This is a genomic window from Xenorhabdus sp. SGI 60 (assembly GCF_056632175.1).
The window spans coordinates 353,903-367,517 of the sequence record NZ_CP196860.1 but is presented as its reverse complement, the minus strand read 5'-3'; the positions used below and the strand labels follow the sequence as shown (position 1 = coordinate 367,517).

Genomic DNA, 13,615 nt, shown 5'->3' with positions numbered 1-13,615 from the left:
ATCTTTTCGGTAAGGAGGTGATCCAACCGCAGGTTCCCCTACGGTTACCTTGTTACGACTTCACCCCAGTCATGAATCACAAAGTGGTCAGCGCCCTCCCGAAGGTTAAGCTACCGACTTCTTTTGCAACCCACTCCCATGGTGTGACGGGCGGTGTGTACAAGGCCCGGGAACGTATTCACCGTAGCATGCTGATCTACGATTACTAGCGATTCCGACTTCATGGAGTCGAGTTGCAGACTCCAATCCGGACTACGACAGACTTTATGAGGTCCGCTTGCTCTCGCGAGGTCGCTTCTCTTTGTATCTGCCATTGTAGCACGTGTGTAGCCCTACTCGTAAGGGCCATGATGACTTGACGTCATCCCCACCTTCCTCCGGTTTATCACCGGCAGTCTCCCTTGAGTTCCCACCATGACGTGCTGGCAACAAAGGATAAGGGTTGCGCTCGTTGCGGGACTTAACCCAACATTTCACAACACGAGCTGACGACAGCCATGCAGCACCTGTCTCACGGGTCCCGAAGGCACTTCCGCATCTCTGCAGAATTCCGTGGATGTCAAGAGTAGGTAAGGTTCTTCGCGTTGCATCGAATTAAACCACATGCTCCACCGCTTGTGCGGGCCCCCGTCAATTCATTTGAGTTTTAACCTTGCGGCCGTACTCCCCAGGCGGTCGATTTAACGCGTTAGCTCCGGAAGCCACAGCTCAAGGCCACAACCTCCAAATCGACATCGTTTACAGCGTGGACTACCAGGGTATCTAATCCTGTTTGCTCCCCACGCTTTCGCACCTGAGCGTCAGTCTTCGTCCAGGGGGCCGCCTTCGCCACCGGTATTCCTCCACATCTCTACGCATTTCACCGCTACACGTGGAATTCTACCCCCCTCTACGAGACTCTAGTCAACCAGTCTTAGATGCCATTCCCAGGTTAAGCCCGGGGATTTCACATCTAACTTAATTGACCGCCTGCGTGCGCTTTACGCCCAGTAATTCCGATTAACGCTTGCACCCTCCGTATTACCGCGGCTGCTGGCACGGAGTTAGCCGGTGCTTCTTCTGCGGGTAACGTCAATCACAGCACTTATTCAGTCCTGTGCCTTCCTCCCCGCTGAAAGTACTTTACAACCCGAAGGCCTTCTTCATACACGCGGCATGGCTGCATCAGGCTTGCGCCCATTGTGCAATATTCCCCACTGCTGCCTCCCGTAGGAGTCTGGGCCGTGTCTCAGTCCCAGTGTGGCTGGTCATCCTCTCAGACCAGCTAGGGATCGTCGCCTAGGTGAGCCATTACCCCACCTACCAGCTAATCCCATCTGGGTTCATCCGATGGCGTGAGGCCCGAAGGTCCCCCACTTTGCTCGTTCGAGGTTATGCGGTATTAGCCACCGTTTCCAGTGGTTATCCCCCTCCATCGGGCAGATCCCCAGACATTACTCACCCGTCCGCCGCTCGCCGGCAGGAAAGCACGCTTTCCCCCGCTGCCGCTCGACTTGCATGTGTTAGGCCTGCCGCCAGCGTTCAATCTGAGCCATGATCAAACTCTTCAATTAAAGTGTTTGATGCTCAAAGAATTCTGACTGTTCGTTCATAATGAATTAACTGTTCAGTCACTCTTCAAGACTGTTTAATCTTTTTCGCCTTGCGGCGTCAGAGAGTGTCTTGCGAGTGCCCACACAGATTGTCTGATTAATTTGTTAAAGAGCGGGGGCAACCGGAAGCGTCTTCCGGGTTGCGAGGCTGCGTATCTTACGCTTTTTGCCTCGGGAGTCAAGCGATTATTTTCGCTTTTCTCTCACTGCCCTTCGCGGCCTGTTTCAGCGCGGCGTCGGTCAGTGGTGGCGCATTATAGGGCGTTTTACGGCGCTGACAATAGTTTTTTTTGAAAATAATTATCGTTTGATGAATTACACAGCAAAACACCGCTTTATACCTATATATACACAGATTTATCCACACATCGATATTTTGATAAAATTTATCGAGCATCACGCAAACGTTTTCGTTACAATCTGCGAAGGAAAAATCACCACGTGTTTTTTTCAGATTGTTTTGAAATGTTATTGCAGAAACCATTTTTTCTACCAATCAGTGGATTTTCCCCAATAACACATTCTTGTTTTATGAAATTCAAGGGATCACACCAATGCAACAGCTTCGTCCAATCCGTCGTGCCCTGCTGAGTGTTTCTGACAAAGCGGGGGTTGTTGAATTTGCCAAAGCTTTATCCAATCGCAGTGTCGAACTGCTTTCAACGGGAGGCACTGCTCGTCTGCTGGCCGAAGCAGGATTGAATGTCACCGAGGTTTCTGACTATACAGGCTTCCCTGAAATGATGGATGGGCGTGTCAAAACACTTCACCCTAAAATTCATGGCGGCATTTTGGGTCGACGTGGACAGGATGATGAAGTGATGGGACAACACCAGATTTCACAGATTGATATGGTGGTTGTTAACCTTTATCCCTTTGCCCAAACCGTAGCAAAACCAGACTGCTCTCTGGAAGATGCGGTAGAGAATATTGATATTGGTGGCCCAACAATGGTTCGCTCCGCTGCCAAAAACCACAAAGATGTGGCGATTGTTGTCAATAGCCAGGATTACGACAAAATTATTGAGGAGATGGATAACAACCAAAATTCACTGACACATTCCACTCGCTTTAATTTAGCCATCAAGGCGTTTGAACACACCGCCGCTTATGACAGCATGATTGCCAATTACTTTGGTAAATTGGTTCCACCATATTATGGTGAAACTGATCAACCATCAGGACGTTTCCCCCGCACGCTGAATCTCAACTTCATTAAGCAGCAGGATATGCGTTATGGTGAAAACAGCCACCAAGATGCCGCTTTCTATATAGAAGATCAAATCGCAGAAGCTTCAATTGCTACGGCAACCCAGTTACAAGGTAAAGCACTTTCTTATAACAATATCGCGGATACCGATGCCGCACTGGAATGTGTAAAAAGCTTTTCCGAACCAGCCTGCGTCATTGTCAAACACGCCAATCCTTGTGGCGTTGCGATTGGTTCTGACCTCCATACCGCCTACGACCGCGCTTTTAAAACCGATCCTACTTCTGCATTCGGTGGCATTATTGCCTTTAACCGTGAACTCGATACCAACACCGCTCAGGCCATAATTGAACGTCAATTTGTCGAAGTCATCATTGCGCCTTCTGTTAGTGAAGCAGCACTGCCAATTCTGGCAACAAAACAAAATGTCCGCGTTTTGGCGTGCGGCGAATGGCATTCGCCTGTTGCCAGTTTGGATTTCAAACGTGTCAACGGCGGTTTACTAGTACAAGATCGCGATTTAGGTATGGTGACAGAAGATAACCTGGTTGTTGTATCCCAACGTCAGCCAACGGAACAAGAGATGCAAGATGCTCTGTTCTGCTGGAAAGTCGCTAAGTTCGTCAAATCCAATGCGATTGTTTATGCCAAGGATAATATGACCGTTGGTATTGGAGCCGGACAAATGAGCCGTGTTTACTCTGCCAAAATCGCGGGTATTAAGGCGGCAGATGAAGGATTGGAAGTTCAGGGCTGTGCCATGGCTTCAGATGCATTTTTCCCATTCCGCGATGGTATTGATGCCGCAGCCGCTGTAGGTGTGAGCTGTATTATCCAACCCGGTGGCTCCATTCGTGATGATGAAGTGATTGCCGCTGCCGATGAACACGGTATCGCCATGATTTTCACTGGCATGCGCCATTTTCGCCATTAACAATTTATGTCTTATTAATAGGAGACTCAGATGAACATATTGGTTATTGGCAGTGGCGGAAGAGAACATGCATTAGCCTGGAAAGCAGCGCAATCACCTTTGGCAAACAAGGTTTATGTCGCACCAGGTAATGCGGGCACCGCATTGGAAGCTAATTTAGAAAATGTGAACATTTCCGCGACAGATATTGAAGGGTTGCTGGCATTTGCCCAAGATCATGATATTGGCCTGACCATTGTTGGACCTGAAACGCCACTGGTTATTGGTGTAGTTGATACTTTCCAACAAGCAGGGCTGACTATTTTTGGCCCGACAAAAGCGGCTGCTCAGTTGGAGGGTTCCAAAGCTTTCACCAAAGATTTCCTTGCCCGCCATCATATACCTACAGCGGCCTACCAAAATTTCACCGAAATTGAACCCGCACTGGCTTATCTGGAAAAAGTAGGCGCTCCAATCGTTATCAAAGCTGACGGTTTGGCTGCCGGTAAAGGTGTAGTAGTTGCCACAACCCTGGAAGAAGCACAAAGCGCTGTCAAAGATATGCTGGCAGGTAATGCATTTGGTAATGCCGGGCATCGTATTGTCATTGAAGAATTTCTGGCAGGAGAAGAAGCCAGTTTTATTGTCATGGTGGATGGCAAAAACGTGGTTCCTATGGCAACCAGTCAAGATCACAAGCGCGTAGGTGACGGCGATACAGGGCCGAACACCGGAGGAATGGGGGCTTACTCCCCCGCGCCGGTAGTCACGGATGAGATCCACCAACGAGTGATGGAAAAAATCATTTACCCTACCGTGAAAGGAATGGCGGCTGAAGGCCATACCTATGTTGGTTTTCTTTATGCGGGATTGATGATTGATAAACAGGGTGAACCGAAAGTGATCGAATTTAACTGTCGATTTGGTGATCCCGAAACCCAACCTATCATGATGCGTCTACGTTCTGATTTGGTCGAACTGTGTCTTGCCGGAGCCAAAGGCCAGTTAGGTGAAAAAACCTCTGTATGGGACGAACGCCCTGCCTTAGGCGTCGTACTGGCGGCGGGAGGTTATCCGGCCAGTTATGCAAAAGGTGAGGTTATCAGTGGGTTAGGAGGAGAAATCAGGTGTCAATAACTCTGACATCAATGAAAAAGTCTTCCATGCAGGGACAGCCCTTAAGGATGAAAATATCATCACCGCAGGCGGACGTGTCTTATGTGTTACTGCCTTAGGTCACGATATTGCAGACGCCCAGAAAAAAGCTTATCTGAAAGCCGAACACATTAACTGGGAAGGGTGCTTTTATCGTAAAGATATTGGCTACCGAGCCATTGCCCGTTTGAAATAGCTCAACCTAAGCCGACGGAAGGAACAGAATTACAGCTTATCTTTCGTCGGTTCCCAACGACAAAAATCATCATTGGCGACCAACAATAATTTTTTGCCTTCAGGCGAATCCAACCATGCAATAGTCAGTAAACCGGAACGATTGCTTTGCCTTTCTTCGAGCCATCTCTGTGCGTGAGGCTCAAATTCAATGAATAATTGTTTTCCTAAACAGGTGGTAACTCGTCCGTTCTGCCAATGCCCTTGTAGCAACTTAACCTTATCTGCAATTAAAGTATCACTGATTTTTTCTATCTGTTTAGCATCAAATTTCAGACGAGCCACATCATCATCGGACAACGGTTCATTACGTTTTTGCAATTGCCGTAGCTTAAAAATGACAGAATTATCTTGGGAGATACGTAATGTCTCTGCGATGGGCGGATTATCAAACACATTACGGCGGATTTGCCACAAACTACCATGACGATATTCGTAGAAAGTCACAATGGTGTCTTTATTATGGGGAGCTTTATTGTGGTAGGGGCTGTAAACACTCATAATAACCTGAGGTTTACTGTTTTGATCGTTTAAACGCCATAAACGAATAACGCCGTTATCGGTCACAAAACCACTGGCGCCGAAAAGAGGTGTTGTTGGCTGAATCGAACAGGCGCTGAGCAAAGAGATGAACCCTAATGCTAACAGCCCCTGTAGAATCAACAAAAGGGGTTTATTTCCCCCTCTTATTTTTTTTCGCAATTCGATTACTTAACTGCGTCTTTCAGTGCTTTACCAGCGGAGAAAGCAGGCACGTTTGCTGCTGCGATTTTAATTTCTTTACCAGTCTGTGGGTTACGACCAGTACGCTCTGCACGATGATTAACTTTGAAAGTACCAAAGCCTACCAGCTGCACTGCATCACCATTTTTCAGAGATTCAGTGATTGCATTCAAAGTTGATTCCAGAGCAGCTTTAGCCTGAGTTTTGGTCAGGTCTGCGCCTGCTGCAATTGCATCAACTAATTCAGTCTTATTCATAGATTATCCTTACAGTGTGTTTATCGTTTGCAAAGCATCGAGTGCGACGGATATGCCGATTTGACAGCACCCCTGCATACACGCACCGATAGCCACTTCTTTTCGCCCTCCAATGTAGAACAGAGTGAGGGCAAATGTGAAGACTTTAAATACGGCAAATCAAGCACTAAGTCACGTTTTATAAGTTATTGCGCCAAATTTATGCCGATATTGCTGACTTCCGCCTCACGGAGATCAGCCTTTAATCCTTTAATTAATTCGATGTCCCGTTCTTCGCAATCTGCCAACAAACGGTAAATCTCCCATTGAATGTCCCATTCTTCCTCAATGGCAGGTAATACGTTTAACTCATCCTCGGTCATTTCTCTACCGGCCTGCGTCATTTCCAGCATAGCAACAGTACGGATGGATGTTTCACTGACGGCTATTGCATGTTCTAACGTCGAGCCACTCAGACGAGAATGAATTGCTTCACTCAATGCAATGCACGCATCAATCGCCGGATACACACCATAAATATCATAATCTTCCGATGATGGGATAATGGTTTCCAATTTTTCCAGCTGATTATCAAAATTCACTTTTACATCTTTAACGACCAAGATTTCCCACACAAGATCCAGAATGCGGCGATATTGTACAGGGTCTGCAAATCTACTTTGGAGACAAAATGCCTGATAATTTGGATACATCCGCTCACATAGACTAGCCATAAAAGTCAAATGTTGCCAACTTTCGAGTTTCTCCAACCGCAGGTGGATCGGGTTTCTTAACATTGGTCGTTACTCATAATGCCTAATTTGCGTCGAAGTTTACCTGAAAATCAAGAATATCCACACTTTTCCGCCACAATTATAGATTTTTCTGCATTGTTTGCTTAAAAAATAGCCTATTTGAAGCAATCCCGTCCGCCCAACGGATAGGTTCAGGCAGTTTATACCCTTTCATACACTGCTCAACCCAAAATACTGCACTATCAATACTGATCCTATGTCCAAGGGAAATATAGAGCGGATTACATCTTTTTTTACTTCTCAATACGACACCTATCTGCTCACCATGATCCATCAATGGCTGACGATCACCCAGAACCTCTCCTACCGGTACATGTTCACCACACAAACGGCTTTTTGCCACCCCAATGGTGGGAACATCCACGAATACCCCAAAATGGCTGGCGATACCAAAACGCCGAGGATGGGCAATGCCCTGACCATCCACCATCACCAAATCAGGCCGCAAACTTAATTTTTGCCATGCAGCTATCAGCGCAGGATATTCACGAAATGAGAGTAAACCGGGGATATAGGGAAGTATCGTATCAATTCTGGCAATTTGGTATTCAACCAATTCTAGTGAGGGATATTGCAATACCGCAATGGCGGCACGGGTTACCGTACCGCTTTTTTCAAACCCAACATCAGCACCCGCAATGAACTTCGGCGTAAAATCTGGCGTAAAAGATGCAGAAAAAACATCATGGCGGATAACCAGCCGTGATTTCTCTATCTGTTCCTGACGTAATGCCTTTGTATCAATCATAGAATCATTGATGGTATTTTACTGAAAGCCTATGTACTGCTTCAACGAATGCGCCTGCGTGTTCTGGCGGAACATCCTGATGAATACCATGCCCCAAATTGAAAATATGCCCACTGCCCACACCAAAATCGTGTAAAATTGTCGACACTTCTTCTTCAATTCGTGCTGGCTGGGCATATAACATGGACGGGTCCATATTACCCTGCAAGGCGACCTTATCTCCAACGCGCCGACGCGCATCAGCCATATTCGTTGTCCAATCCAAACCAAGCGCATCACATCCTGTCGCCGCCATCGCCTCAAGCCACTGCCCGCCCCCTTTGGTAAACAGGGTAACAGGCACACGACGTCCTTCATGTTCGCGGATCAATCCATCAACAATTTTATGCATGTATTGCAGGGAAAACGCCAGATAATCGCGATGAGACAAAACCCCACCCCAGGTATCGAAAATCATGACAGATTGAGCGCCAGCTTTTATCTGCGCATTCAGATATAAAATAACGCTGTTTGCCAATTTATCCAGTAACATATGCAATGTAGCAGGCTCCGTATACATCATGGCCTTAATTTTGGTAAAAGCCTTGCTGCTTCCGCCTTCAACCATATATGTGGCCAATGTCCACGGGCTACCAGAAAAACCGATCAAAGGAACTTGCCCTGCCAATGCCTTACGAATAGCCCGCACGGCATCCATGACATAGCCTAACTCCAGTTCGGGATCAGGCACAGGCAACTTTTCTACATCAATATGATTCTGAATCGGAGAATGAAAACGTGGCCCTTCTCCCGTTTCAAAATACAGCCCTAATCCCATCGCATCAGGAATAGTCAAAATATCAGAAAACAGGATAGCGGCATCCAGCGGAAAGCGGCGTAAGGGCTGGAGAGTAACTTCACAAGCCAATTCGGTGTTTTTACATAACGAGATGAAATCTCCCGCCGCCTGACGCGTAGCTTTATATTCAGGTAAATATCGACCGGCCTGACGCATCATCCATACCGGTGTGATATCGACGGGCTGACGCAATAAGGCACGCAGATAGCGGTCGTTTTTCAACTCATTCATGACAAGCTCCCTTGATTAATTTATGCACGACAAACACACGAAAAAACTGGTGCAGTTTAACATGCCTGAAATTGAACTTCTGGCATAACCTCCCATAACATGATGATTACTGATGACGGCATAACGCCACCGTATCTTCAATTAAACGGCGAGCAATCGTATCAGGAGGAGGAATCAAGGGAAGATTATCATAACGGTGCCAATCTGCACTGATAAGTTCAGCGGGATCAATATTGATTTCACCGCTCTCATAATCGGCCAGAAAGCCTACCATCAATGAATTCGGGAAAGGCCACGGCTGGGAGGCAACATAACGCAAATTACGGATCTTAATTCCGCTCTCTTCCATCACTTCACGATGCACAGCCTCCTCCAGGGTTTCCCCCACCTCAACAAAACCGGCCAGCACGGTATGGACCCCATTGCGGTGACGCTGGTGTTGTGCCAGCAAGATATGGTCATGACGACGAATACCGACAATGATGCTAGGGGCAATTTGTGGATAGTAATGTTCATGGCAATGGTTGCACAAGCAGGCCCATTCACGCTGACTATGCTGCATCTCATGACCACAGTAACCACAATAGTGATGTGAACGATAAAACTCAGCCAGTTGAACACCACGCCCAACCAACTGAAATAACTTCGCATCCCGATCAGCAATTAAACGAGGAGAGGACATATCTGAAGCCATTTTCTGACGAACCAACCAGACCGTTTCTCCTAACCACTCACCGATGGGTTGTGCCATATGGCCTTGCAATGACCATTGATTGGCACTACCTAAAGGTAACTCCCCTTGTGGTAGCCAAACCCGATTTTCAAGACTGACAATCCACCAGCCTTGTTCTCTACCTGTCAGTTTTTGTTGCATAATCTGTTCCATCATTGGTTATGTGATTTATTACGTCTTCAATCTCGTTATACTAACCGCACTGTTGAATACCCTTCTTAAATAGGAGTCACAGTAATGTCAAAACAAATGCTCCCAAAAACGGAGTTGTAGTTTTCACAATCCCCTTTATACTTTGAGGTGTTTTTTCTTGTCGGAGTGCCTAGCGTTCAACGTATATCACGATGGACACAGGCTGAGACCGTTAATTCGGGATCCGCAGAACCTGATCGGGCTAATACCCGCGAAGGGAACAAGAGTAATCACTCCGCTGCCAGTATTTTGTACATTTATGTAATCATGTACAGATACCAATCAGCCCCAATCATTACTCCCTGCGAGCTCCAGACAAGCAATTTTCTCAACTTAAGCCTGATCAACAATGAGACAGGCGATAACACAGTCAGGAATTTGCTATGTCTAAGTCCAACAATATCGTTATTTCGAATACTGTTATTCCAACGGCTGATATCTCGCCTAAAGCCCATCCAGCGAGGCCACGTAAGGTTCAAAGAGATGCGGCACAAGCATTTATCCATTCCGTTCAAGGGGTCACTTTTCCCAATTCAAAGCGCATTTACCTTGAAGGCTCACGCCAAGATATTCAGGTTCCTATGCGTGAAATCCAACTTTCTCCCACATTCATTGGGGGCACGAAAGAAAAACCCCAATTTGAGGCAAACGAACCTGTCCCGGTTTATGACACTTCCGGCCCTTATGGCGATCCTGCTGCCATACTGGATGTAAGGAAGGGTTTACCTAAGATCCGCCAGCCGTGGATCGATGAACGCGATGATACCGAACCTGTTTCAGTCCTCAGTTCTGATTTTACCCAACAACGCCTTGCTGATGCTGGATTGGATCACCTGCGCTTTCACCATCGCCCATATCCACTGAAAGCCAGGCATGGCAAGCGTGTCACCCAATTGCACTATGCACGCCAAGGGATCATCACACCAGAAATGGAATTTATCGCATTGCGTGAAAATATGGGGCGCGAACGCATTCGCAGTGAAGTTTTGCGCCAGCAACATGCAGGGCAAAGTTTCGGTGCCAACTTACCGGAAAACATCACAGCCGAATTTGTCCGTCAGGAAGTTGCTGCCGGCCGTGCGATTATTCCCGCCAACATTAATCATCCTGAATCTGAACCGATGATTATTGGTCGCAATTTCCTGGTGAAAGTGAATGCCAATATCGGTAATTCTTCCGTCACATCCTCTATTGAAGAAGAGGTAGAAAAATTGATCTGGTCTACCCGTTGGGGCGCAGATACCGTAATGGATCTCTCCACCGGACGCTACATCCACGAAACCCGCGAATGGATACTACGCAATAGCCCGGTTCCCATTGGTACTGTCCCGATTTATCAGGCACTGGAAAAGGTCAACGGCATCGCAGAAAACCTGACATGGGAAATGTTCCGCGATACCTTGCTGGAACAGGCCGAACAAGGCGTGGATTATTTCACTATTCATGCTGGTGTACTGTTGCGTTATGTACCGATGACCGCCAAACGCCTGACCGGTATTGTTTCCCGTGGCGGCTCAATTATGGCGAAATGGTGCCTTTCCCATCATCAAGAAAATTTCCTCTACACCCACTTCCGCGAAATTTGTGAAATTTGTGCGGCCTATGACGTCTCCCTCTCTTTGGGGGATGGATTGCGCCCCGGTTCAATTCAGGATGCCAATGACGAAGCCCAATTCGCAGAATTGTATACTCTTGGTGAGCTGACCAAGATCGCATGGGAGTACGATGTTCAAGTCATGATTGAAGGACCCGGGCATATTCCAATGCAACTAATCCGCCGTAATATGACGGAAGAGCTGGAACATTGCCACGAAGCCCCATTTTATACGTTGGGGCCATTGACGACCGATATCGCCCCAGGTTATGACCATTTCACCTCCGGCATCGGCGCCGCCATGATTGGCTGGTTTGGCTGTGCCATGTTGTGTTATGTCACCCCCAAAGAGCACCTCGGTTTGCCCAATAAAGAAGATGTCAAACAAGGCCTGATTACTTACAAAATCGCAGCCCATGCGGCAGATCTCGCCAAAGGCCATCCGGGGGCACAAATCCGTGACAATGCTATGTCAAAGGCGCGGTTTGAATTCCGCTGGGAAGATCAATTCAATCTGGCACTTGATCCTGACACCGCCCGCGCCTATCACGATGAAACCTTACCGCAGGAATCCGGCAAAGTGGCCCACTTCTGTTCCATGTGTGGGCCAAAATTCTGCTCAATGAAAATCACACAAGATGTACGCGATTATGCAGCAAAACTGGAACAGGAAGCGGGTATGGAACAGATGTCAGAAGCATTCCGTTCCCGTGGCAGTGAGCTATATCACAGTGCGGAGGAGGTGGTACATGAAAAATCAGCCTGATATTTCAATCCGTCCGCAAGCCCCTTTTGCGCCAACAGCACACCGGTTGGGGCTTTATCCTGTGGTGGATTCCCTGACGTGGGTTGAGCGTTTACTGGCAGCCGGTGTCAGCACTCTGCAATTGCGCATCAAAGGGCTGCCGGAAGAACAGGTAGAGAAGGATATTCAGTCCGCCATTGCGCTCGGTCGTCAATATAACGCCCGTTTGTTCATTAATGATTATTGGCATCTGGCAATCAAGCACCAGGCCTATGGCGTTCATTTGGGGCAGGAAGATCTCGATATCGCCAATCTCAATGCTATCCAGCAAGCCGGATTACGGCTGGGCATTTCTACCCACGATCAACAAGAACTGGCGCGGGCAAAATCCCTGCGCCCCTCTTATATCGCACTCGGACATATTTTTCCCACCACCACGAAAGAGATGCCCTCATCACCACAGGGACTTGAAGCATTAAAACATCAAGTGGAGATCACACCGGAATATCCTACTGTCGCCATTGGTGGCATTTCACTGGAACAGGTGCCAGATGTGGTAGCAACGGGAGTTGGTGGCGTGGCACTGGTCAGTGCCATTACAAAAGCGAAAGATTGGCGACAAACAACGACCAGATTACTTCATCTGGTTGAAGGACAAGCGCGGGGGCTTTTATGTTAAATGATCAAGAGTTTATACGTTACAGTCGCCAATTACTGCTGGAAGAAATGGGTCCCGAAGGGCAAGAAAAATTAAAAGCCAGCAAGGTGCTGATTGTCGGCCTGGGTGGATTAGGCACGCCGGCAGTGCTTTATCTTGCGGCGGCCGGAGTGGGAAACCTGTATCTGGCGGATGATGACAAGTTGCATATCTCAAACCTGCAACGCCAGATTATCTATCGCACTGCAGATATTCCTGCCAATAAAGCCCTACTGGCAGCAAAACAGCTGGCTGAACTAAACCCGCAAATCAATATCATTGCACTAACCGAGCGGCAAGATCGTGATTCTTTGGTTCATGCTGTCAGCCAAGTCGATCTGGTATTGGATTGCTGCGACAATATGGCAACTCGTCATGCCATCAATGCTGCCTGTATTGCAGAAAATAAACCACTTATCAGCGGCAGTGCCGTCGGCTTTAGTGGGCAATTAATGGTATTGACTCCCCCTTACCAGCACGGTTGCTATGCCTGCCTCTATCCTCATCAGGAAGAGCCTCACCGGAATTGCCGGACAGCCGGTATCTTAGGTCCCATCGTTGGGATCATCGGCACATTGCAATCATTGGAAGCAATAAAAATGCTGGCTGGTCTCTCTTCTCCCTTAAATGGAAAACTCCGGCTGTTTGATGGCAAACAGCAAAGTTGGAGCACCTTACAGCTTACCCGTTCATTACAGTGCCCAATTTGTGGAACTACCCGATCTACCGATAAAAAACGGTCAGGAAAAGAAGTCGCATGAATATTATCGTCAATGATCAACCCATTACGCTAAGTGCAACCATAACAGTGCAACAATTGCTGGAACATATAGAACGCACGCAATCAGGTACTGCTTTGGCTATCAACCAAACCATTATTCCGCGTTCAGAGTGGCAAACCCATCGGATCAATGACGGGGACACTATCTTGCTGTTTCAAGCCATTGCGGGTGGCTGAT

At 47.6% G+C, this 13,615-nt stretch carries 12 protein-coding genes, 1 rRNA gene, 1 pseudogene and 1 riboswitch; of the genes and pseudogenes, 6 read left to right on the top strand and 8 right to left on the bottom strand.

Annotation, left to right across the window (positions count from 1 at the left end):
• Window positions 1-10: 10 nt before the first annotated feature.
• Both ACSJJG_RS01705 and ACSJJG_RS01700 read right to left on the bottom strand, forming a co-directional pair.
• A 16S ribosomal RNA gene (locus ACSJJG_RS01705) occupies window positions 11-1,553 on the bottom strand.
• A gap of 217 nt (window positions 1,554-1,770) precedes the next feature.
• On the bottom strand, window positions 1,771-2,088 hold the full coding sequence (locus ACSJJG_RS01700; protein WP_481088245.1) for a hypothetical protein: 318 nt from the start codon (window positions 2,086-2,088) through the stop codon (window positions 1,771-1,773).
• A 58-nt stretch (window positions 2,089-2,146) separates the two neighbouring features.
• Here ACSJJG_RS01700 and purH point away from each other — a divergent pair, with 58 nt between their 5' ends.
• Window positions 2,147-3,736, top strand: coding sequence for a bifunctional phosphoribosylaminoimidazolecarboxamide formyltransferase/IMP cyclohydrolase (gene purH, locus ACSJJG_RS01695; protein WP_481088244.1), 1,590 nt, complete (start codon window positions 2,147-2,149; stop codon window positions 3,734-3,736).
• 30 nt (window positions 3,737-3,766) lie between these two features.
• Window positions 3,767-5,066, top strand: a pseudogene (gene purD / locus ACSJJG_RS01690) (phosphoribosylamine--glycine ligase).
• Between the two features lie 29 nt (window positions 5,067-5,095).
• Here the strand turns inward: purD and ACSJJG_RS01685 are convergent.
• The 6 genes from ACSJJG_RS01685 to nudC form a co-directional block, all read right to left on the bottom strand.
• The gene (locus ACSJJG_RS01685) at window positions 5,096-5,770 is read right to left on the bottom strand and encodes a DUF1481 domain-containing protein (protein ID WP_481088243.1); all 675 of its coding nucleotides are present in this window, start codon (window positions 5,768-5,770) and stop codon (window positions 5,096-5,098) included.
• 41 nt (window positions 5,771-5,811) lie between these two features.
• Window positions 5,812-6,084 carry a nucleoid-associated protein HU-alpha gene (gene hupA, locus ACSJJG_RS01680; protein ID WP_010848914.1) on the bottom strand — a complete coding sequence of 91 codons (273 nt, stop codon included), beginning with the start codon at window positions 6,082-6,084 and terminating at the stop codon, window positions 5,812-5,814.
• A 185-nt stretch (window positions 6,085-6,269) separates the two neighbouring features.
• Window positions 6,270-6,860, bottom strand: coding sequence for a YjaG family protein (locus tag ACSJJG_RS01675; RefSeq protein ID WP_481088242.1), 591 nt, complete (start codon window positions 6,858-6,860; stop codon window positions 6,270-6,272).
• A gap of 76 nt (window positions 6,861-6,936) precedes the next feature.
• On the bottom strand, window positions 6,937-7,626 hold the full coding sequence (gene nfi, locus ACSJJG_RS01670; RefSeq protein WP_481088241.1) for a deoxyribonuclease V: 690 nt from the start codon (window positions 7,624-7,626) through the stop codon (window positions 6,937-6,939).
• A 4-nt stretch (window positions 7,627-7,630) separates the two neighbouring features.
• Complete coding sequence (hemE, locus tag ACSJJG_RS01665; RefSeq protein ID WP_481088240.1) at window positions 7,631-8,695, bottom strand: uroporphyrinogen decarboxylase; 1,065 nt, start codon at window positions 8,693-8,695, stop codon at window positions 7,631-7,633.
• 106 nt (window positions 8,696-8,801) lie between these two features.
• Complete coding sequence (gene nudC / locus ACSJJG_RS01660) at window positions 8,802-9,569, bottom strand: NAD(+) diphosphatase (RefSeq protein WP_481088239.1); 768 nt, start codon at window positions 9,567-9,569, stop codon at window positions 8,802-8,804.
• Window positions 9,570-9,732: 163 nt separating this feature from the next.
• Window positions 9,733-9,857, top strand: a riboswitch (TPP riboswitch).
• A 146-nt stretch (window positions 9,858-10,003) separates the two neighbouring features.
• Here nudC and thiC point away from each other — a divergent pair.
• From thiC to thiS, 4 genes are read left to right on the top strand one after another with little or no spacing between them, the layout of a single operon-like run.
• Window positions 10,004-11,980 (top strand): phosphomethylpyrimidine synthase ThiC, encoded by a 1,977-nt coding sequence (thiC, locus tag ACSJJG_RS01655; protein ID WP_481088238.1) that lies wholly within the window; start codon window positions 10,004-10,006, stop codon window positions 11,978-11,980.
• Window positions 11,964-12,638, top strand: coding sequence for a thiamine phosphate synthase (thiE, locus tag ACSJJG_RS01650; protein WP_481088237.1), 675 nt, complete (start codon window positions 11,964-11,966; stop codon window positions 12,636-12,638). The genes thiC and thiE overlap by 17 nt, the downstream gene beginning before the upstream one ends.
• Window positions 12,632-13,417 (top strand): HesA/MoeB/ThiF family protein, encoded by a 786-nt coding sequence (locus ACSJJG_RS01645; protein WP_481088236.1) that lies wholly within the window; start codon window positions 12,632-12,634, stop codon window positions 13,415-13,417. Before thiE ends, ACSJJG_RS01645 begins: the two co-directional genes overlap by 7 nt.
• Window positions 13,414-13,614, top strand: a complete 201-nt coding sequence (thiS, locus tag ACSJJG_RS01640; RefSeq protein ID WP_481088235.1) for a sulfur carrier protein ThiS — start codon at window positions 13,414-13,416, stop codon at window positions 13,612-13,614. The genes ACSJJG_RS01645 and thiS overlap by 4 nt, the downstream gene beginning before the upstream one ends.
• Window position 13,615 lies beyond the last annotated feature (1 nt).